General features: G+C 50.4%; 18 protein-coding genes. 11 read left to right on the top strand and 7 right to left on the bottom strand.

The window, feature by feature from the left end; translation table 11 throughout:
• Positions 1-60: 60 nt before the first annotated feature.
• Positions 61-1,404, top strand: a complete 1,344-nt coding sequence (locus HMPREF3052_RS06245; RefSeq protein ID WP_070749206.1) for an aldehyde dehydrogenase family protein — start codon at positions 61-63, stop codon at positions 1,402-1,404.
• A 300-nt stretch (positions 1,405-1,704) separates the two neighbouring features.
• Here the strand turns inward: HMPREF3052_RS06245 and HMPREF3052_RS06240 are convergent, their stop codons facing one another.
• The 3 genes from HMPREF3052_RS06240 to mltG all read right to left on the bottom strand — a co-directional run bounded on the left by HMPREF3052_RS06240 (position 1,705) and on the right by mltG (position 4,938).
• Positions 1,705-2,985 (bottom strand): malic enzyme-like NAD(P)-binding protein, encoded by a 1,281-nt coding sequence (locus HMPREF3052_RS06240; protein ID WP_083318796.1) that lies wholly within the window; start codon positions 2,983-2,985, stop codon positions 1,705-1,707.
• Between the two features lie 263 nt (positions 2,986-3,248).
• Entirely contained in the window at positions 3,249-3,875 is a 627-nt protein-coding gene (gene tmk, locus HMPREF3052_RS06235; RefSeq protein WP_070749205.1) for a dTMP kinase, read from the bottom strand.
• Positions 3,876-3,942: 67 nt separating this feature from the next.
• On the bottom strand, positions 3,943-4,938 hold the full coding sequence (gene mltG / locus HMPREF3052_RS06230) for an endolytic transglycosylase MltG (protein WP_070749204.1): 996 nt from the start codon (positions 4,936-4,938) through the stop codon (positions 3,943-3,945).
• A 115-nt stretch (positions 4,939-5,053) separates the two neighbouring features.
• Between mltG and ampD the strand changes: the two genes are divergently transcribed.
• The 4 genes from ampD (at position 5,054) to galU (ending at position 10,650) form a co-directional block, all read left to right on the top strand.
• Positions 5,054-5,620, top strand: a complete 567-nt coding sequence (gene ampD / locus HMPREF3052_RS06225) for a 1,6-anhydro-N-acetylmuramyl-L-alanine amidase AmpD (protein ID WP_070749203.1) — start codon at positions 5,054-5,056, stop codon at positions 5,618-5,620.
• Positions 5,621-5,797: 177 nt separating this feature from the next.
• Positions 5,798-7,066: a cell division protein ZipA C-terminal FtsZ-binding domain-containing protein gene (locus HMPREF3052_RS06220; protein WP_070749202.1), complete on the top strand. Its 1,269-nt coding sequence runs from the start codon at positions 5,798-5,800 to the stop codon at positions 7,064-7,066.
• 137 nt (positions 7,067-7,203) lie between these two features.
• Complete coding sequence (gene ligA, locus HMPREF3052_RS06215; RefSeq protein ID WP_070749201.1) at positions 7,204-9,675, top strand: NAD-dependent DNA ligase LigA; 2,472 nt, start codon at positions 7,204-7,206, stop codon at positions 9,673-9,675.
• A gap of 111 nt (positions 9,676-9,786) precedes the next feature.
• Complete coding sequence (gene galU, locus HMPREF3052_RS06210) at positions 9,787-10,650, top strand: UTP--glucose-1-phosphate uridylyltransferase GalU (protein ID WP_070749200.1); 864 nt, start codon at positions 9,787-9,789, stop codon at positions 10,648-10,650.
• Between the two features lie 55 nt (positions 10,651-10,705).
• Here the strand turns inward: galU and HMPREF3052_RS06205 are convergent, their stop codons facing one another.
• On the bottom strand, positions 10,706-12,202 hold the full coding sequence (locus HMPREF3052_RS06205; protein WP_070749199.1) for a TrkH family potassium uptake protein: 1,497 nt from the start codon (positions 12,200-12,202) through the stop codon (positions 10,706-10,708).
• A 173-nt stretch (positions 12,203-12,375) separates the two neighbouring features.
• Between HMPREF3052_RS06205 and HMPREF3052_RS06200 the strand changes: the two genes are divergently transcribed.
• From HMPREF3052_RS06200 to HMPREF3052_RS06190, 3 genes are all read left to right on the top strand, one after another.
• Positions 12,376-12,651, top strand: a complete 276-nt coding sequence (locus tag HMPREF3052_RS06200; protein WP_004464264.1) for a type B 50S ribosomal protein L31 — start codon at positions 12,376-12,378, stop codon at positions 12,649-12,651.
• The gene (ykgO, locus tag HMPREF3052_RS06195; RefSeq protein WP_003685279.1) at positions 12,651-12,776 is read left to right on the top strand and encodes a type B 50S ribosomal protein L36; all 126 of its coding nucleotides are present in this window, start codon (positions 12,651-12,653) and stop codon (positions 12,774-12,776) included. The genes HMPREF3052_RS06200 and ykgO overlap by 1 nt, the downstream gene beginning before the upstream one ends.
• A gap of 240 nt (positions 12,777-13,016) precedes the next feature.
• Complete coding sequence (locus HMPREF3052_RS06190; protein WP_049328621.1) at positions 13,017-13,424, top strand: MliC family protein; 408 nt, start codon at positions 13,017-13,019, stop codon at positions 13,422-13,424.
• 375 nt (positions 13,425-13,799) lie between these two features.
• On the opposite strand, the gene ileS is transcribed toward HMPREF3052_RS06190, so the two are convergent.
• The 3 genes from ileS to HMPREF3052_RS06175 form a co-directional block, all read right to left on the bottom strand.
• The gene (gene ileS, locus HMPREF3052_RS06185) at positions 13,800-16,589 is read right to left on the bottom strand and encodes an isoleucine--tRNA ligase (RefSeq protein WP_070749198.1); all 2,790 of its coding nucleotides are present in this window, start codon (positions 16,587-16,589) and stop codon (positions 13,800-13,802) included.
• Between the two features lie 138 nt (positions 16,590-16,727).
• Positions 16,728-17,654, bottom strand: coding sequence for a bifunctional riboflavin kinase/FAD synthetase (gene ribF / locus HMPREF3052_RS06180; protein WP_070749197.1), 927 nt, complete (start codon positions 17,652-17,654; stop codon positions 16,728-16,730).
• Positions 17,655-17,776: 122 nt separating this feature from the next.
• Positions 17,777-18,166 (bottom strand): hypothetical protein, encoded by a 390-nt coding sequence (locus HMPREF3052_RS06175; protein WP_039863620.1) that lies wholly within the window; start codon positions 18,164-18,166, stop codon positions 17,777-17,779.
• Positions 18,167-18,327: 161 nt separating this feature from the next.
• Between HMPREF3052_RS06175 and HMPREF3052_RS06170 the strand changes: the two genes are divergently transcribed.
• The 3 genes from HMPREF3052_RS06170 to HMPREF3052_RS06160 all read left to right on the top strand — a co-directional run bounded on the left by HMPREF3052_RS06170 (position 18,328) and on the right by HMPREF3052_RS06160 (position 21,615).
• Positions 18,328-19,203, top strand: coding sequence for a YoaK family protein (locus tag HMPREF3052_RS06170; protein WP_070749196.1), 876 nt, complete (start codon positions 18,328-18,330; stop codon positions 19,201-19,203).
• Positions 19,204-19,421: 218 nt separating this feature from the next.
• Positions 19,422-20,102: a YiaD family glycine zipper/OmpA-like lipoprotein gene (locus HMPREF3052_RS06165; protein ID WP_070749195.1), complete on the top strand. Its 681-nt coding sequence runs from the start codon at positions 19,422-19,424 to the stop codon at positions 20,100-20,102.
• 340 nt (positions 20,103-20,442) lie between these two features.
• Entirely contained in the window at positions 20,443-21,615 is a 1,173-nt protein-coding gene (locus tag HMPREF3052_RS06160; RefSeq protein ID WP_070749194.1) for an NAD(P)H-dependent flavin oxidoreductase, read from the top strand.
• The last annotated feature ends 60 nt before the right edge of the window (positions 21,616-21,675 follow it).

The raw sequence follows: 21,675 nt of genomic DNA, 5'->3' as shown, positions 1-21,675 counted from the left end.
AAGGCCGTCTGAAACATTTTCAGACGGCCTCATAAAAACATAAAAACAAAGGAGCCAACCATGTTTCACAGCACCCATGTCTTCACCGGAGAAACCATTTACCGCCGACCGGCGCAAAGCTACACCGAGTTCACCGACGAATTAAACCGCCTCCAAACCCTTCAGCAAACCTTCGCCCAATCAAGCATTACCGAGCGCACCGCCCTCTTACAGCAATTTGCCGACAGCCTTACCCAAAACCAAGAACGCCTTGCCGAAATGGTTTGCGAAGAAGTCGGACGCTGCCTGCACGAATGCCGTGCAGAAATCAGAAAATCCATCGAGCTTATCCGCTACTACGTCCGTCTTGCCCCCGAACTGCTTGCCCATAAAACCATCGCCACCCAAGCCAGCCTCAGCCAAGTCCGCTTCGAGCCTTTGGGCATTGTTTTAGCGGTCATGCCGTGGAACTACCCTGTTTGGCAGATTTTACGATTTGCCATCCCTGCACTGTGTGCCGGCAATGCCTGCGCGGTCAAACCTGCGCCCAGTGTCGCCCGCATCAGCGAAACCCTATTCGGCCTTGTCCCAAAAGGTTTGCCGCTTATCGGCGCATGGTTGAGCCATGAAGACACGCTTAAAGCCATTGAAGATACCGATGCCATGGCATTTACCGGTTCGACCCATACCGGCCGCCTGCTGGCCGCCCATGCAGGCAAACATCTGAAAAAAACTGTCCTTGAACTGGGCGGCAGCAATCCGTTTATCATTTTGCCCGATGCCGATCTGCAACGCGCAGCCATCGATGCCTGCTATTCGCGCTTTCGCGATGCCGGACAATCCTGTAATGCCGCCAAACGCATCATTGTTACCCAAGATATTGCCGAACAGTTTATCCCGCTCTTCCTTGCCGAGTGCGCCAAACTGCAAACCGGCAATCCCAAAGACCCGAACACCACCCTTGCCCCGCTTCACCGCCAAGATTTACGTCAAACCGTACATGAACAGGTTCAAGATGCGGTTGCACATGGCGCGCAATGTTTGAGCGGCGGCTATATCCCTGAGGGAGAAAGCTGGTTTTACCCTGCCACGGTATTGGATCAAGTCAACCCAAACTGCTGCGTTTGGCACGAAGAAGTCTTCGGCCCGGTTGCCATGATTTTACGTGCCGACAATCCGGATCATGCCGTCGCACTTGCCAATGACACACCTTTCGGCCTTGGCGCCTGCATCTATACAGCCGACACGGCAAACGCATGGCAATACGCCGAAAGAATCCAAGCAGGCTCTGTCTTTATCAACCGCCACACCAGCAGCGACCTGCGCCTCCCCTTTGGCGGCGTCAAAGCTTCCGGCTATGGCCGCGAGCTATCAGAATTCGGGTTGTATGAGTTCGTCAACGTCAAAACCTATTGGCAAAAATAAACCGTTTTATTAACTCAGGCCGTCTGAAAACTCGATTTCAGACGGCCTGACGTTGTTTAAAAAAGCTGAAAAAATATTGTATTCAATCCCGTACAAACCCTTCAAAGTCAAAGCCGCTCAAAAATAAGAAATCTATCTTAGAAAACAATCCATATTCCCACGTCGATTTTGAATCAGCAGATTATCGTATTCTTCATTCCGATTACTGCATTAAGCCGTTTCTAAAATACCCAATAAACAAAAAGGCCGTCTGAAATACAACTTTCAGACGGCCTTTTCAATCAAGCACTACTTACTGAATTACAGTTTCCATTCAGCCAATTTAGCAGCGTACGCATCCAAGTCGGCGATTGGACGGGTAGCCACGCCGCTTTCCATAGCTGCTTTAGCAGTCGCAGAAGCAACGCGAGGCAACAGGCGGGAGTCGAATGGGGTAGGAATCAGGTATTCCGCGCCGAATTCAAATTTCTTACCGTAAGCGGCAACCACTTCTTCAGTTACCTCTTCCATTGCCAAGTCAGCCAAAGCGTATACGCAAGCGCGTTTCATTTCTTCGTTAATGGTGGTCGCGCCGACATCCAAAGCGCCACGGAAGATGAATGGGAAGCACAATACGTTGTTTACTTGGTTCGGGAAGTCTGAGCGGCCGGTACCGATTACCACATCCGGACGGGTTTCTTTTGCCAATGGAGGCAGAATTTCCGGATTTGGGTTTGCCATAGCGAACACAATTGGTTTCTCGTTCATGGTGTTCAGCATTTCAGGAGTCAGCAGGTTTGCACCGGACAGACCCAAGAAAATGTCTTTACCTTTAACGGCATCAGCCAATACGCGTTGGCCGTTGTCTTCGATGGCGTAGAATTGTTTGGATTCATCCATCGCGTCTTTGTCTTCGCGGGTTTTGTAAATCACGCCTTTGGAGTCGCAGACGGTCACGTTTTCACGTTTCAGACCCAAATCCAGCAATTGGTTCAAGCAAGCAATCGCTGCGGCACCTGCGCCGGAGCACACCAAGGTCGCTTCCTCGATTTTACGGCCGGTATAACGCAAAGCGTTCAATACAGCGGCAGCGGTAATGATGGCAGTACCGTGTTGGTCGTCGTGGAATACAGGGATTTTGCAACGTTTGCGCAATTCGCGTTCGACGTAGAAGCACTCAGGCGCTTTGATGTCTTCGAGGTTGATACCGCCGAAAGTCGGCTCCAACGCAGCGATGATGTCCACCAGTTTTTGCGGGTCTTTTTCATCAATTTCGATGTCGAATACATCCACACCCGCGAATTTTTTGAACAATACGCCTTTGCCTTCCATCACAGGTTTGCCTGCCAATGCGCCGATGTTGCCTAAACCCAACACTGCGGTACCGTTGGAAATCACGGCAACCAAATTGCCTTTGGCAGTGTATTTGTAGGCAGTTTGAGGATCGGCATGGATTTCCATACAAGGAGCGGCTACGCCCGGAGAGTACGCCAACGCCAAGTCTTTAGAAGTAGCCAGAGATTTGGTTGGGGTAACGGAGATTTTGCCCGGCACGGGGAATTCGTGGAACTGCAGGGCGGCTTCTTTTAATGAATTTTCCATTTATCGATCCTGTTTGCGAGAGAGATTTTACAGCGAACAAGTCTGAAACAGGCTGCTTCAGACGTTTAAAATTTCTAAAGTCGGGTTGTTAACAGACCGGCTTTGTAAGAGGCCGTAATTTTATCATGTTCTTTTGGTGGCGCATACCGATATTTATTACATTTGTTTTGATATTTCGTTTTATTTGGTTTTATGTCTAAAAACTTCTGTAATAATATTTCTTTGCCACATCACTCTTCTTTCAGACGGCATTTTATTTAAACTTAAACATTCAATCCAAAATGACTGTCTAGCGCGGTTTCAATCTGATTTTTTACAGCGTCCAGACTTTGGCTGCTGTCGATGACGGCATAGCGTTCCGGCTGTTCGTTAGCACGTTGCAGATACACTTCGCGCACCCGATTGAAAAACTCGGCTTCTTCTTGTTCAAAGCGGTCTTTCTCACGCGTTTGGTTGATGCGCGCCATTGACACTTCCAAAGGCACATCCAACAGCAAAGTTAAATCGGGGCGGAAATCGCCCTGCACCCAATACTCAAGCGTGGCAATATCTTGCAAGGGAACGCCGCGTCCGCCGCCTTGATAGGCAAACGTTGCATCGGTAAAGCGGTCGGAAACCACATGCGTGCCGTTTTTCAGGGCAGGCAGAATAACTGTTTCCAAGTGTTGCTGTCTGGCTGCAAACATCAGCAGGGTTTCGGTACGCAGGCTGACTTGGGTAGCAGGGTTGAGCAGGATTTCACGCAATGCTTCTCCGGCCGGAGTACCTCCTGGTTCGCGCGTAAACAATACGGGCAGTTGGTGTTTCTCAAACCATGCTTTCATTACGGCGAGGTTGGTGGACTTGCCTGCGCCGTCTATGCCGTCAAGGGTAATAAATCTGGGTTTCATATGGATATCGTCAATTTAAAGGCCGTCTAAAACAGGGATTATAAATGTTTCAGACGGCCTATTCGGTTTATTTCTTCAAAATATATTTGCGTACGGCAGCGTTGTGTTCAGAAAGATTATGGCTGAACTCGCTCAAGCCCGTACCATCCATTTTTGAGACGAAATACAGATATTTTTCATCAGACGGATGACCTGCCGCTTCAAGCGCGGCCTTGCCGGGAAGCGCAATCGGAGTTGGTGGCAAACCGCTGCGCGTGTAAGTATTGTAAGGCGTATCGCGTTGCAGGTCGGCTTTGCGGATTCTGCCTTTATACGCATCGCCCATGCCATAGATGACGGTCGGGTCGGTTTGCAGGCGCATACCGATATTCAGGCGGTTGACGAATACTGCGGCTACATGGGCGCGGTCGTCTTCGTGTGCGGTTTCTTTTTCAATCAGACTCGCCATAATCAGCATTTCGTACGGATTTTTATAAGGCAGGCCGCTTTGACGGTCGTCCCATGCTTCTTGCAGGTTTTCCTGCATTTTACGGTAGGCGATTTTGTAAATTTGAAGATCGCTGCCACCGGCATCAATTTCGTAACTATCCGGGAAAAACTGTCCTTCAGGATTGCTGCTCAAGGCATCGGGCGCTACTTCGGCCATCAATTTTTCATCGCTCCAACCGCGCGTGTCATGGGCAATGTCGGCAGTGTTATCGATAATACGGCGCATTTGGGCAAAACGCGCGCCTTCCAAAATTTGCACGCTGACCGAGTCAGGATGGCCTTTTTTAATGCGTTTTAAAATGTCCCAAGCCGATACTTTGGCAGACAGGCGGTAAGAACCGGCATTGAGTTGGTTGTGTACGCCCATTACATATGCGGCGGCTACCAGCACATAACGGTTATAAACGATGCCGTCTTGAGCCAGTTTGCGGCTGACGGAAGAGATACCTTGGTTTTTGGTAATGGTAATACGGTATGGTTTGCCGTTGTCTTTCGGAACAAACAACAATGCGGCAACCACGGCGGCAAATGCCGTCAAAAATACGGCCAGCCATTTCAACAATTTTTTCAGCATGGTAGGATTCTTGGTTTGTGAACGTGTCGGGCGACAGTATAACCGAAAACAAGCGCACCAAGCCTGCCACCTTCCCCAACGTATGCTTTCCTATCCCGAAAGGCCGTCTGAAATCATGAATTCCCCTTCAAAAAATACTTGGCAAAACGGCCGTTGGCTGAATGCACGCCAAACTCATTCGCCCAATTTCAGCCCGCGCGAACAGAATGAAGACATCTCATTGGTTGTCCTCCATAATATTTCCCTCCCTCCTTTTGAGTACAACACGGGGGCTGTGGAAAAATTGTTTACCAACCAAATCAACCCTGACGAGCATCCTTTCTTCAGCATCATCCACATCTTGCGCGTCTCCAGCCATTTTTTCATCAGCCGCAAAGGTGAAACCGTCCAATTCGTTTCCTGCGACGACATGGCCTATCATGCCGGAATATCGTCGTTTCAAGGCAGAGAAAAATGCAATGCCTTCTCCATCGGTATCGAATTGGAAGGCTGCGATTTCGAGCCTTTTACCGAAGCACAATATACCAGCCTGCAAGCCTTGCTGACCGCCATTTCCGAACATTACCCGATTCAGGCCGTTACCGGTCATCAGGACATCGCGCCGGACAGGAAAACCGATCCCGGTCATTTCTTCGATTGGCCTCGCCTTCAAAAAGCAGGTTTCCCCGTCCGGCGCGGATAACTTTCAGACGGCCTGTACAATGATTGGCAGACATAATGCTGTCACAACCGTTTATTTTCGTTATAATTCAGCTATCCATTCGGACGCATAAAGTCCGGCTCCAACGAACTTCCCATGCAGCAAGATTCCGCACCCTGAAAAAGACGGAATGCTGCTTTTTTAAAAAGTGATTACTCCATGATTTTCATCGTCTTAGCCCTCGCCGCCCTTTTGGCGGTCATCGGTTACAACATGTACCAGGAAAACCAATACCGCAAACAAGTGCGCGAACAATTCGGCCATTCCGATAAAGATGCGCTTTTGACCAGCAAAACCAAACACGTCCGCGACAGTAAAGAAACCGGCGGCCAAGGTTTGTTTATCAAGAAAAACAAAAAAACCGAAGAGGCATTGCGCAACCTGCAAGAGCAAGATGAAATCTACGCGGCAAAAGCCAAACTGGCCCATCCTGCCCAACTTAAAACCGATGTCGAATTGACTGTGGAAGACGACTTCTCCGCAGAAGAAAAAGTTCAACACACCGTTATCGGCTTAAACAACGAAATTACCGTAAGCCCTGCCGAAGCCGCTTCTGCTCCGGTTGAAACCGCAGCCGAACCTGTGGCACAAGTACCATTGATCAGCTTGGACGAATTGTCTCAAGTCGAGTTGCCTTGGTTTGACCCGCGCTTCGACTACATGGCCTACGTCTCCCTGAAACAAGCCCAAGAATTGCACGCCCTGCCGCGCCTTTCCGGCACTCACCGCTTCCAAATCATCGGTTGCACCATGGACGACCATTTCCGCGTTGCCGAGCCGATTCCGGGCGTTTACTACCAAGGCTTCGTTATGGGCCTGCAGGCTGTCAGCCGCAACGGTTTGGCCGCGCGTGAAGAGCTGCAACACTTCGACCAACAGGTTGATGCTTTTGCCCGACTGATGGATGGCAAAGTTTTGCATACCGACTTGGATGCCTTTACCGAAGTTGCACAAGCCCTCGACCAATTCTGTGCGCGTGTTGACCAAACCATCGCCATTCACTTGGTTTCCCACTCCAATATCAGCGGCGTAGAGTTGCGTGCCGCCGTGGAAGATACAGGCTTCAAACTGGGCGAAGACGGTGCGTTCCACTTCGGCGACAACAACAACCCTCAATTGTTCTCCATCCATACTTTGGACAACAAACCGTTTACCAACCCTCTGTTGGACAACCAAGCCTACCGCGGTTTCAGCATGCTTCTGGATATTCCGCATGTTCCGGCCGGCGAAAAAACTTTCGACAAATTTATGGACTTGGCAGTCAAACTCTCCGGCCAACTCAGCTTGGATTTGGTTAACGACCAAATGGAAGAAGTTTCCACCCAATGGCTCAAAGACGTACGCAACTACGTTTTGGCCCGTCAGGAAGAAATGCTTAAAGTCGGCATCAAACCCGGCAGCAAACAAGCCCTGCGTCTGTTCTCTTAAACTTCCCCAATCAAAAAGCGGATATGCAATGACGGCATATCCGTTTTTTTCAGGTAAAATCCCTTTATCTTCAATATTCATTGATTTTCAGACGGCCTCTATCATCAGGCCGTCTGAAAACTCTATTTCGATTGCACATGAATCCGACCGCACAACGTATCAAATACCTGACCGACCTCCTCAACCGCTACGCCTACGAATACTACACACTCGATACGCCCAGCGTACCCGATGCCGAATACGACAAATTGTTCCGCGAACTCGAAGCGTTGGAACGAAACCATCCCGAACTCAAGCTGCCCGACAGCCCGACCCAGCGCGTCGGCGGCGAACCTTTGGCGGGCTTTGCCGAAGTACGCCACGAAGTGCCGATGCTGTCGCTGACCAACGCTTTCTCCCCGCAAGATGAAAACGGCGTGTTCGACCATGCCGAAATGTACGCTTTCGACCAACGCGTGCGCGATGGTTTGGACGGTAGTAATCCCGAATACGTTATCGAACCCAAATTCGACGGCCTCGCCATCAGCCTGCTCTACCGCGACGGCGTATTAGTGCAGGCGGCAACGCGCGGCGACGGCACGACGGGCGAAGACGTGACCCAAAACGTTAAAACCGTCGCCAACATCCCCTTGCGGCTGCACGGCGAAAATACGCCCGAACTCATCGAAGTGCGCGGCGAAGTGTTAATGCTCAAAGCCGATTTCGCCGCGCTCAATAAACGCCAAGCCGAAAACGGGCAAAAACCCTTTGCCAATCCACGCAACGCCGCCGCCGGCAGCCTGCGCCAACTCGATTCGCGCATCACTGCGCAACGCAAACTGCACTTTTTCCCCTACTCCGTCGCCCGTCAGCAAGGCGGTTTCGTCGCAGAAGCACACATCCAAGAACTCGCCTATTTCCAAGAGCTCGGCTTCAGCCTGCCTTACGGCAATTTCGGCTGTTTCAAAAATATCGACGAAGTATTGGCGTTTTACGAACAAATGCAGCAAAAACGCCCCGAACTGCCCTACGAAATCGACGGCATGGTGGTTAAAGTCAACAGTTTGGCGCAACAGCGCGAACTCGGCTTCATCTCCCGCGCGCCGCGCTGGGCGATTGCCCACAAATTCCCCGCCGAAGAAGCCCTGACCGTCGTCGAAGCCATAGACGTGCAAATCGGGCGCACCGGCGCCGTTACCCCCGTCGCCCGCCTGCAACCCGTATTCGTCGGCGGCGTAACCGTAACCAACGCCACCCTGCACAATCAGGACGAAGTATCGCGTAAAGACGTGCGCATCGGCGATACCGTCGTCGTGCGCCGCGCCGGAGACGTGATTCCCGAAGTCGTGCGCGTAATTTTCGAACGCCGCCCGATGCGGGAAACCGCCGTTGCCGTTTCAGACGCCCTCAAACATCAACAAGACGACCTGTTTGCCGAAACACCGTCCGCAGACCAAACCCAATCCGTTCCGCTCCACAAGCCCTACCGCCTGCCGACCCATTGCCCCATCTGCCGCAGTGAAATCGAACGCGAAGAAGGTGAAGCCGTCGCCCGATGCAGCGGCGGTATGCTTTGTCAGGCACAACGCGCGCAAGGCTTAATTCACTTCGCCTCGCGCAAAGCCATGGACATCGACGGACTCGGTCAAAAACAAATCGAGCAGCTTGTCGCCCAAGACCTCGTCCGCCACTTCGCCGACCTCTACCGCCTCGACATTCCGACCTTGCAAAAAATGAAGGAAACGGCAGATAAAGCGTCGTCTGAAAATGAAAACGGTGACGCGGAAACGGTTTCAGACGACCTGTCTGAATCCAATACCTCAAACGGCAAAAAACAGCCGACCAAGTGGGCGGAAAACATCCTCGCAGGCATAGAAGCCAGCAAAATGCCCGAACTCGCCCGCTTCCTGTTCGCACTCGGCATCCGCCACGTCGGCGAACGCACCGCCAAAACGCTGGCACAGGCATTCGGCACGTTGGAACACGTCCGCCTCGCACCCGAACCCATCCTCGCCTGCCTGCCCGACATCGGCACCGTCGTCGCCCGCTCCATCGCCCACTTCTTCGCCCAAGACGCGCAGCAGGCGATGATAGACGAGCTGCTCGCCGCAGGCGTTGCCCCGCAAACCCAAGCCGTTACCATCCCGCCCGCCCGCCACGCCGAGCCGCAACGCTGGATTGCCCGCCTGCCCGGTTTCAAAATCAGCGAAAACAAAGCCCAAGCCTTATGGGAACTCGCCGGCAAAAGCATAGAAGGCCTGCAAACCGACAAAGCCCTCCCCGCCGACTGGCAAACATGGCGCAGCGAAGCACAAAACACCGCCCTGCTCGAAAACCTGAAAACCTTCTTCGCCCAAACGTCGTCTGAAAACCAAGAAGCAACGGTTTCAGACGGTCTCAACGAAGCCGTAGTAGGCAAAACCTTTGTGTTAACCGGCACCCTGCCCACCCTCAAACGCGACCAAGCCCAAGCCTTGATCGAAGCCGCAGGCGGCAAAGTTTCCGGTAGCGTGTCCAAAAAAACCGACTATGTTGTCGCCGGAGAAGCTGCAGGCAGTAAATTGGAAAAAGCCCAAACTTTGGGCGTGGCCGTATTGAGCGAAGAAGAATTGCTGACGTTGCTGGGATAAGACAGTATATACAGTCTTTTTCGAGCCGCCTGATACTTTATCATGTGGTATTATCGTTACACACAATTACACTTTCGGGGGCTAATCCCTCAGACAAAATAGGATACCAATATGAAACCCATTAAAAAATGCGTCTTCCCCGTTGCCGGTATGGGCACCCGTTTCTTGCCTGCAACCAAAGCCAGCCCCAAAGAAATGCTGCCTATTGTGGACAAACCTCTAATTCAATATGCAGTTGAAGAAGCGGTTGAAGCCGGCTGTACCGAAATGGTGTTTATCACCGGCCGTAACAAACGCAGCATCGAAGATCACTTCGACAAAGCATACGAGTTGGAAACCGAATTGGAATTACGTCAAAAAGACAAACTGTTGGCGCACGTTCGTGACATCCTACCTCCCAACATTACCTGTATGTACATCCGTCAAACTGAAGCATTGGGTTTGGGTCATGCTGTATTGTGCGCGCAGGCTGCCGTTGGTAACGAGCCTTTCGCCGTTATTTTGGCAGACGATTTGATTGATGCGCCTAAAGGTGCGTTGAAACAGATGGTTGATGTGTACAACCAAAGCGGTAACAGCGTTTTAGGCGTTGAAACCGTTGATCCTTCCCAAACAGGCTCTTATGGTATTGTCGAAGTTGAACAGCTGAAAAACTATCAACGTATCACCAATATCGTTGAAAAACCAAAACCGGAAGAAGCGCCTTCCAACCTCGCCGTTGTCGGCCGCTACATCCTGACTCCGCGTATTTTTGACTTGTTGACCAACCTGCCTCGCGGTGCCGGTAACGAAATCCAACTGACAGACGGTATTGCGCGCCTGCTCGACCATGAGTTTGTGTTGGCTCATGCATTTGATGGCAAACGCTACGACTGCGGCAGCAAATTGGGTTACCTTGAAGCAACCGTGGCTTATGGTTTGAAACACCCTGAAACCGGCGAACAATTCAAAGAATTGCTCAAACAATACGCTTAAGCCCAACCATTATAAAAAAGGCCGTCTGAAATTTCAGACGGCCTTTTTCTCACACTTATTTCTTCCAATATGCCGGAGTAAACAAAATTAAAACGGTAAAAATCTCCAAACGTCCCAACAACATCACCGCCGTACACAGCCACTTCTGCACATCGCTCAGCGCGGCGTAATTATGCGACGGACCGACTGCCCCCAAACCCGGCCCTGCATTGGTAATACAGGCAATGACTGCCGTAAAGGCGGATAAAAAGTCCAAGCCTGCCGCCATCAGTAAAAAGCTGAATACGATGACCGTCATAAAATAAATAAAGATGAACGACATGACGGTCAGCGCCATGCGATCCGGAATGGAGCGGTTGTTGACCTTTACCGTACGAACCGCACGCGGGTGCAGCAAAATCAGCATTTCGCGCAAGCTGAATTTGAACAATACCAACGCACGCACATTTTTAATACCGCCACCCATAGAGCCTGAACTTGCCAATACGTTCGACAGGAAAAACATCCACAACGACACAATCAGCGGCCATTGAGCAAAGTCAGTATTGGAAAAACCGCTGGCCAATCCTATGGACACAAAGTTGAAGCTGACAAAACGCAAAGCTTCGCCAAGGCTTTGGTACACGTCCTGCTGCCACAGATACAATGCCGAAATCAAAATACTGCCCGACAAAACCAGCAGCATGGTGCGGCATTCTTCATCCTTCCAATACACCCGCCAAGAGCGGTTGCCCAGCGCAGTAAAATGGCTGGCAAAATTGATACCGCCCCAGACAGTAAAAAACATCAACGCCCATTCGACTGCCACAGAATCAAAATAGGCAACGCTGTCATCATGTGTCGAAAAACCGCCCAAGGCCACTGCCGACATCGCATGGCACAAGGCATCAAACCAACCCATACCGGCAATATGCAAGGATACAAAAGCCGCAGCAGTTGTCAGCGCATAGGCAAACCACAATCGTTTGGCCACTTGCGAAATGCGGGGCGCCATCTTACTTTCTTTATCCATACCCGGAATTTCTGCTTTGAAGAGCTGCGTGCCCCCCACGCCCAACATCGGCAAAATCGCCACAGCCAGCACGATAATACCCATACCGCCAAGCCAGTTGAGCATGTGTCGCCAAAAGTTTACAGACGGTGCCAGCGTATCCAAGCCGGAAATCACTGTTGCCCCCGTTGTCGTCAGCCCCGACATCGCTTCAAAAAATGCATCGGTAAAACTCATGGACGGCATATAGAAATAAATCGGCATCGCCGCCACGATGGCAAAGGCCAACCACAGCATCAATACCAGGGTAAATCCGTCACGCGGCCGCAATTCACGGTTGAAACGCAAAGTCAGCACCCAAGTAATACACGACACCAACAATACCGTCAAAGCCGTATAGGCAAACACGATAAACGCGCTGTCGTGATAAAAATACGACATCAGTGTCGGCACTGCCAACAGCAGTGAAAACAACAGCCCCAGCTTGGACAATACATGGATAATCGGCATAACCTTGCTTACTGCACCACCCAATCTGAAACCCTTATACAAATACATCATATCCCTATCATCAGAAAACAAAATATTCAGACGGCCTCATGAAAAAAAGGCCGTCTGAAACAGCATATTTTATCAAAATGCCGCACCCCCGTGATAAAGAAAAACCAAAAAACACTTGCCTGCTCTTTTTCTAAGAGTATAATGTTATACCATAACACTAACTGGAGAAAGAAATGAAACCCGATATCCACCCAGACAACTATCGTACCGTCCTGTTTTACGACAGCGGTGCAGACCAAGGATGGCTCATCCGTTCATGTGCCAATACCCACGGAAAAACTATGGTTTGGAAAGACGGAGTAGAGTATCCCCTCTTCTCTCTTGATACCTCTTCCGCGTCCCACCCCGTATACACAGGCAAACAACGCAACGTCAATGTCGAAGGTCGCGCCAGCAAGTTCAACCAACGTTACCAATCCATGATGTCTTCTTTCAGAAAGGATAAATGATGCAAGTTCTCTCATCTCTGAAAACTGCAAAAAAACGACACCGCGACTGCCAAATTGTCCGCCGAAAAGGCAAAGTGTACGTCATTTGCAAGAGCAATCCCCGTTTTAAAGCACGCCAGCGTTAAGCTGTCCTATCCTTCTTTCAATGTAACTCTCTGAATTTTCCGCACTTTCGTTTACCTCTAGCGCAAGTGCGGCTTTTTTCAAACGGCATTAATCATTCATATCAAAACTACAAAGAATCCTGCCATACTCCCGGAAACAGGAAGAAAAAGTAAATAATGGTTATCCCTATTGTGAAGCCATAAAGATATTTATAACATGCCGCTACATTCTTCCTTCAACTCTGACCATAGGAGTCAAAAATGAAAGTAAAAGCCCTGCTTGCAATTGCCACCGCCATGAGCCTCGCTGCCTGTGCCGCACCTGAAGCCCATCGCCATGACCATGGTCAACATCATGAGCACAATCATGCACACGAACATGGCCACCAACATCATGACATGCACAACCATGACCGTGTTCAATCATTCAGCTGCGAAAACGGCCTGTCTGTACAAGTCCGCAACCTGAGCACCAACCAAGTTGAACTGCGTCTGGACGACAAAGTTGCCACCCTGTCTTCTGCCGTTGCAGGTTCAGGTGAACGCTATGTTGCCAACCAAGGCCTGTTCGGAAAAGGCGCTGAATGGCATCAAAAAGGCAGCGAAGCATTCTTCGGCTTCACTGACCCATACGGCAACAAAGTAGAAACTTCTTGCTCTGCACGCTAATTTCTACTTAGCGATAGAATAGTTGAAGGCCGTCTGAAAACTTGTTTCAGACGGCCTTTTATATTGGATAAAACGAATAAGGAATATAGTTTCCTTTTAAGGATAAAAACGTAAATATGAGGCTATTTAAAGGTTCAAAATACGTCCATACTCCATGGATAAGTAAGACCCTTTGAAAAGTACTTTCTACGAGAATATATTTTTCAATATGCGTCAAATCCACTATGCACATACTGACTATCTTTATTGATCAAAACTACAAATCCCAATTACCCTTCAAAATCTATTCGCTATACGAAACAGATTCAATAAACAAAGGCCGTCTGAAAACCTATTTTCAAAGTTTTCAGACGGCCTTTATCTTAGACCAAACAATTAAGCGTAATGTCTGTCTTCGCCTTTACCGTCAACGTTGTCTGCACAACGTTTACAGATGGTTTCATGGCCTGCGACTGAGCCGATGTCGTGGGTGTAGTGCCAACAGCGTTCGCATTTTTCGCCGTCGCTGGCTTTGGCGGTTACGGCGAGTTCGCTGCCGGTTTTGACCTCGACTTTGGACACCAAGAGGGCAAAGCGCAATTCTTCGCCCAGGGCGTTCAGGTAGTCGGCGGTGGCTTCCGGTGCGGTGATTTCGGCTTCTGCCTGCAATGACGAACCGACGGTTTTGTCGGTGCGCAAAGGCTCGATGGCGGCGGTTACGGCTTCGCGGGCTTCGCGGACTGCCGTCCATTTTTTCACCAGTTCGGCTTCGGCTTTTTCGTTGATGGGCGGGAACTCGTGCCAGGTGTGGAAGAGGACACTGTCTTCTTCGCCACCACCGATGATGTCCCATGCTTCCTCGCCGGTGAAGCACAAAATCGGAGCAATCAGCAGAACCAAACTGCGAGTGATGTGATACAGGGCAGTTTGCGCGCTGCGGCGTGCATGGCTGTCTGCTTTGGTGGTGTAGAGGCGGTCTTTCAGGATATCGAGGTAGAACGCGCCCAGGTCTTCCGAGCAGAAAGAAACAATGTCTTTTACAGCAAAGTGGAAAGCGTAGCGCGGATAATAATCGCCTGCCAGTCGCTCTTGCAGCTGACGTGCCAATACCACGGCGTAGCGGTCGATTTCCACCATGTCTGCCTGTTGCACGGCATCTTCAATAGGATTGAAGTCGCTGAGGTTGGCAAACAGGAAGCTCAAGGTGTTGCGGATACGGCGGTAGCTTTCGGTTACGCGTTTGAGGATTTCTTTGGAAATCGCCAATTCGCCGCTGTAATCGGTGGATGCTGCCCACAGACGCAGGATGTCTGCGCCGAATTCATTGTAAACTTCTTGCGGTGCAACGACGTTGCCGATGGATTTCGACATTTTGCGGCCGTTTTGGTCAACCACGAAACCGTGGGTCAGCAGCTGTTTGTATGGCGCGCGACCCATTGATGAAGCACAGCCGGTCAGCATGGACGATTGGAACCAGCCGCGGTGTTGGTCGCTGCCTTCGAGGTACAAGTCAGCCGGCCATTCCAATTCTTCGCGTTGTTTCAAGACGGAGTAATGGGTCGAGCCGGAGTCGAACCACACGTCCATCGTGTCGGAAAGTTTGTCGTAATTTTCACAATCTTCCGCGCTCAAGAGTTCACTCTTATCGAGAGAGAACCATGCTTCGATGCCTTTTTCTTCGATTTTTTGGGCAACTTTTTCCAAAAGTTCGGCAGAGTTCGGATGCAGCTCGCCCGTTTCTTTGTGAACAAAGAAAGTCATCGGCGTGCCCCAATAGCGTTGGCGTGAAACCACCCAGTCGGGGCGACCTTCAATCATGGCTTCGAGGCGCGCACGACCCCAAGACGGGAAAAACTCGGTATCGTCCACGGCTTTGATGGCTTTGTCGCGCAAGGTTTTACCATCGGTACCTGCTTTGTCCATACCGACAAACCATTGGCCGGTCGCACGGTAAATCAACGGCGTTTTGTGACGCCAGCAGTGTGCGTAGCTGTGTTCGATTTTGCTGCTTGCCAAAAGGTTTCCGGTCTCTTCCAGCCATTGCAGGATAACGGGATTAGCTTCCCAAACGCTCATGCCGGCAACACGCGGCGTTTCGCTGATGTATTTGCCTTCGGCGTTGACAGGGTTGTAAAGCTCGATGCCGTATTTATTGCAGACGGCATAGTCTTCCAAACCGTGCGCAGGCGCAGTATGCACCAAACCGGTACCGGCATCGGTGGTAACATGATCGCCGTTGAGCATGGGAATATCGCGTTCGAGGAACGGATGATTCATGTGCAGGTTTTCCAGCTTGTCGCCGGTGGTTTCGGCAAGAATAGCAATGCCGTCTGAAAAACCGTAACGTTTGAGCGCGTCTTCTGCCAAATCTTTCGCCAGCACCAATTTGCCTTTGGGCGTATCAATCAGTTGGTAAACCACGTCCGCACCCGCAGATACGGCTTGGCTCGCGGGCAGCGTCCAAGGCGTGGTCGTCCAGATGACGGCAAACGCTTTGCCTTCGATGCCGGACAAACCGAATGCGGCGGCAAGCGCGGCGGTGTCTTTAAACGGATAGCCAACGTCAATCGCAGGCGATACTTTGTCTTTGTATTCCACTTCCGCTTCCGCCAGCGAAGAGCCGCAGTCCAAACAGAATTGAACCGGTTTCGCGCCGCGGTAGAGATAGCCGGATTTGTAGATTTCGCCGAGCATACGCACAGTATCCGCCTCGGTTTTGAAATCCATGGTCAGGTAAGGATTGTCCCAGTCGCCCAACACGCCCAGACGGATAAAGTCTTTTTTCTGGCGGGCAATCTGTTCGGCAGCATATTCGCGGCACAATTCGCGGAAACGGGCTTTAGGCATGTCTTTGCCGTGCAGCTTTTCTACCATCACTTCGATAGGCAAACCGTGACAGTCCCAACCCGGTACATAAGGCGCGTCAAAACCGGCTTGGGTTTTGCTGCGGATAATGATGTCTTTGAGAATTTTATTGACGGCATGACCGATGTGGATGTCGCCGTTGGCATACGGAGGACCGTCGTGCAGAATAAATTTCGGACGGCCTTTGGCGATTTCGCGCAGTTTTTGGTAGCGTTTTTGCTCGTACCAGCTTTTCAGCCATGCAGGCTCGCGCTTGGCAAGATTGCCGCGCATTGGAAACGGGCTCTCGAGCAGGTTTACGGTTTTACTGTAATCGGTCATTTTTTGATCTCTATTGTTGCGGTATTTCGGTTTCAGACGGCCTAATTGCTCATTTTAAAAAGAACAGGCCGTCTGAAAAAATTCAAAGGACTTATTGTAGCCCAATTGTCTTGATTTTATAAGCTTCTAGAAGCGTTTCTATGCTTCCCAAACCCTCGCATCTTCCATATCTTGCAAAATTTGGGTTTTCAATGCTTCGATACTCTCAAATTTTTTCTCGTCACGCAGTTTGTGCAGGAAGCGGACAAAGATGCGTTGGCCGTACAAATCGCCATTGAAATCGAACAGATGGACTTCCAGCTTTTGCGAGCGGTTGTTGCTGACAGTGGGATTAAAACCAAAGCTGGCAACGCCTCGGCGCGTGCCGAATGTGCCGTCTGCCTCAACGACAAATACTCCACTTAGTGCATAATGATACGGAGGAAGCTGGACATTGGCGGTAGGCGCGTTGATGGTGCGGCCGAGTTTTTGCCCGTGTTTGACCTTGCCGCTTAACACGTAATCATGGCCCAACAGTTTTTTGGCGTATTCCAACTTGCCGTCTGAAAGGGCTTGGCGGACGGCGGTACTGCTGGTGCGGATGTCTTCAACGATAACGGACGGCGTGCGCTCGGTTTGCATATCAGGCTGTTGAGCCAAGAGTTCAAAACAGCCTTCACGGCCGGCACCGAAACGGAAATCGTCACCAATCAGCAGATAACGCGTGTTGAGTGTTTGGCGCAAAAGCTGGTCGATAAACGCTTGTGCACTCATATTGGAGAAAGCTTGGTTAAAACACAAGACCCAAACGGCATCCACACAGCCGGTTTCACGCAAAAGACGCAATTTGGTACGTAGCGGACTGATGCGGTAAGGCAGCTTTTTCCCGGCTTTGCGCGCAAAAAATTCTTTGGGCTGAGGCTCAAAAACAACAACGACAACAGGCAGACCGCGCTGGTCTGCCTCTCGTTTGAGTTTTTGTAGAATGTGTTTATGCCCGAGGTGTACGCCGTCGAAGTTGCCGATGGTTACGGCGGCTCCTTGCGGAAATTTGGGCGCGTGTCGCTGTCCAAGCCAGATGTTCATGGGTGGTGGTATTGTGTTTGAATAGGCGGCTATTGTAAACGTTATTGCCGTTTCAATAAACCTTAGGCCGTCTGAAACCAATAAATATATGCTTTCAGACGGCCCTAAAGTTTGTTAATACCTTACCACCACCAAGGATAACGGCCAAACGGATAGCCCCAATCGTCATAATAGCGATAGTAGCGGGCTTCGCGCAGCTGTTCTTGGGAAATATAGTTTTGCCATGCCATTTTGTAGCAGGCTTGGAACATCGGATCGGAAACTTTGTCGATATATTTGAGGCGGAAGGCTTTTTGTTCCGCAGTTGCGACACCGGGTTTGCCTTCTTCGTCAAATTTGCGGCGGATCAGCGCGGCAGTTTCCTGATCGCATTGGGCGGCAAGATGTACTTGAAGATCCTGCTCATAGCGTTTCTGCGCTTGGGCGCGTGCAGCTTTTTGCTCAGGCGTGGTGGCGCAGGCAGCAAGCAATGCGGCAGCACCAATCAATAAGGTCAGGCGGATAGGATTCATCAGATGTTTCCTTATACTCATGTATGACTATTAATGTACGCCCTCATCTTGCAATGAGCAAGTGTGGCAACTTGGGGACACTTTATATTATTTGTTCTTGGCTGCAGGCAGTTGCATATAAAATACACCCAGTATAAACGCTCGACCCAATCCTCAAATCAATGAACGACGACAAACGGCCCCACTCTTACCGACCGCGCCACCATAGGCAACACACGCCGCCGTTTTGGCAGGCAGACCGTCCGTACCTGCACGAACACAATATTTCCGATGCCCGTTTCAGACGGCTAGGCTACATCATGGCCTTTCTTGCCGGTGCGATTAATGCCGGCGGTTACTTCGCATTCTCACGTTATACCTCCCACGTTACCGGCTCAATGTCGCTGTTGGCAGATGTTTTGTATCTTCAAGAGTGGAGTGTGGCCATTATTGCCACAATCAGCGTGTTGTGTTTTGTTGCCGGAGCCGCGCATTCGGGCTGGGTGATTTTATGGACGCAGCAAATGCGTTTCCGTGGCAGCTTTGGATTTTCCATGTGGCTAGAAGCAGTTTATCTGTTGATATTCGGTTGGTTCGGTATTGCTGCGATGGAATGGGATTTTGGCGGCTCTGATTTTATTATGCCGTCTTTGGCATTGTTTTTATTGTGTTTTATTATGGGTATGCACAATACGGTTATCACGCTTCTTTCCGGCGGCGCCATCCGTTCCACCCACATGACCGGCACGGCGACCGACTTGGGCATTGAAATTTCACGCGCGCTTTATTACTCCAAACAGCATCATCCGCGCCTGCCGCACGTCCGCGTCAACAAACCGAAAATGTGGCTTTTAAGCGGCTTGATGCTGTCGTTTTTGCTGGGCGGCGTGGTTGGCGCATGGGGTTATCATCTGGTCGGCCATCATTTCGCCCTGCCCGTTTCCGCCGTTTTGATCATACTGGGTGCGGGCTCGGTGGGATATGACGTCAAGGTCAGATTGAAATGGGCATTCGTCAACTGGTATCGCCGCAAGCATAAAAAACGGAGGAAACTGTAAAAAACTTTGCTTGTTATTTCGCGGCAAAATGACCAAACTGTCGGAGAAATGCAGAAATGCTTCAGAATTATGTTAACTGGCAAATATTTTCGTAATATCGGGTTAAACCCATTCTTTTGCGTTTCGGATATTGGGTATCATAAATCCGTAATGACCTACGCGGTTTTTATTCATTTTTTTCAGACGGCCCGTGCCGTCATCTAAAAAGAGGATACGACATGAAATTCTTGAAACCCCTGACCGTTATTGCTACTGCAATTCCTTTGGCACTCACCGGCTGTGTGACCGATCCTGCTACCGGTCAACAATCCGCCAGCAAAACCGCTATGTACGGTTTGGGCGGTGCGGCTGTTTGTGGCATCGTTGGTGCGCTGACCCACGGCGGTAAAGGCGCGCGCAACTCCGCATTGGCTTGTGGTGCAGTAGGTGCCGGTATCGGCGGTTACATGGACTACCAAGAGAAAAAACTGCGTCAAAGCCTGGCCAACACCAACATCGAAGTTGAACGTCAAGGCAACCAAATCAAACTGGTTATGCCTGAAAACGTAACCTTCGCTACCGGCAGCGCGGCCCTGAGCGGCCAAGCTCAAAGCGCTTTGTCTGCCGCTGCACAAACTTTGGTTCAATATCCTGACACGACTTTGACCATCAACGGCCACACCGACAACACCGGTAACGATGCCATCAACGAGCCATTGTCTCGCAACCGCGCCGAATCTGTTGCCACCTTCCTGCAATCCCGTGGCGTAAGCAGCACCCGTTTGAGCACTTTCGGTTACGGCTCCCGTCAACCCATCGCTTCCAACGCTACTGTTGAAGGCCGCGCACAAAACCGCCGCGTTGAAATCTTGATCAACCCTGACCAACGCGCCATTGACGCTGCTAAAAAACAAATGTAATCCGACATCTGTCTGATTCCCATGCTTAAGGCCGTCTGAATTTTCAGACGGCCTTTTTCTTTGTAGATTTTGTTTGCAATTTCTTTTCCGCAACCAAATTTGTCATAAGATTTATTCCTTTATTAACAATACTTTTCAATTTTTCCTTCAAAAAAACTGTATTAATACTCTAATTTTTACACTAACTTAGAGTATAATTCCTAAAATTTTAAAAACACGCCTCATGCCGTCTGAAAAACGGTCGCGAAAAACACACTTATTTATATACACATCAGTCCGTTATCCAATCCATTTCATAGGATTTCAGACGGCGCCATCCAGAATCTATGAAGGAGCATTCATGCAAAACAACTTTGACCCATTGATTATCCGTGGCAAATCACTGATCCCCGTCGTACAAGGCGGTATGGGTGTAGGCGTTTCCGCATCAAAACTCTCCAGCGCGGTTGCGCGCGAAAACGGCGTGGGTACAATTGCCAGCGTCGATTTGCGCCACTTGCACGAAGATTTGCTGGCCGAATCAAAAATTGATTCCAGCGAAGAAAAATACACCCGCCTCAACTGCATCGCGCTTGACCGTGAAATCAAAAAAGCCAAAGCCGATTCAGAAGGCAAAGGCATGATTGCCGTCAACGTCATGAAAGCCGTCAAAGACCATGCCGCCTACGTCCGTCAGGCGTGCGAATCTGGTGCTGACGCGATTGTGATGGGCGCAGGTTTGCCTTTGGACTTGCCGGAAATGGCCGAGGGCTACCACAAAGATGTCGCCCTTTTCCCTATCCTGTCCGAATCACGCGGTATCAACATCGTTTTGAAACGTTGGATGAAAAAAGGCATCTTGCCCGATGCCATCGTTATCGAACACCCAGCCCACGCAGCCGGCCACTTGGGTGCGGCAACCGTTGACGGCGTGAACGATGCCAAATTCGAGTTCAAACGCGTTATTGAAGAAACGTTTGAAGTATTCAAAAACTTGGGCTTGGAAAGCGAAAAAATCCCGTTGGTACTCGCCGGCGGCATGGCAAACTTTGAAAAAGTCAAAACAGCCTTGAAAAACTGGGGCGCATCCGCTGTTCAAATCGGTACCGCGTTTGCCGTGACCGAAGAAGGCGATGCCCACATCAACTTCAAGAAAACACTGACCGGTGCGGAAACCGAACAAGTGGTTGAATTCATGTCTGTTGCTGGTTTGCCTGCTCGCGGCGTGCGCACCAAATTCCTCGACAGCTACATCAAACGTGAAGCCAAATTGCAAGCCAATGCCAAAAACGATCCGCGCCGTTGCACCCAAGGCCTGAACTGCCTGACCAGCTGCGGCTTGCGCGACGGTTTGGCCAAAGCCGGTCAATTCTGTATCGACATCCAACTTTCCGCTGCATTCCGCGGCGAAGTCGATAAAGGCCTGTTTTTCCGCGGCAAAGACCCACTGCCGTTTGGCAACGCCATCCGTACGGTTCAAGAAACCATTCATTATCTCTTGAACGGTTCACTGCCCGTCGTCCCTGCCAAATAAACGCATCAATATTCAAAAGGCCGTCTGAAAAACATTGAACTGGCCCCCAAATCTTGGACA

This window comes from Neisseria sp. HMSC056A03 (assembly GCF_001815685.1).
GTDB lineage: Bacteria > Pseudomonadota > Gammaproteobacteria > Burkholderiales > Neisseriaceae > Neisseria > Neisseria subflava.
Note: the sequence above shows the minus strand (reverse complement) of the source record. Positions and strands in the feature narration are given on the sequence as shown.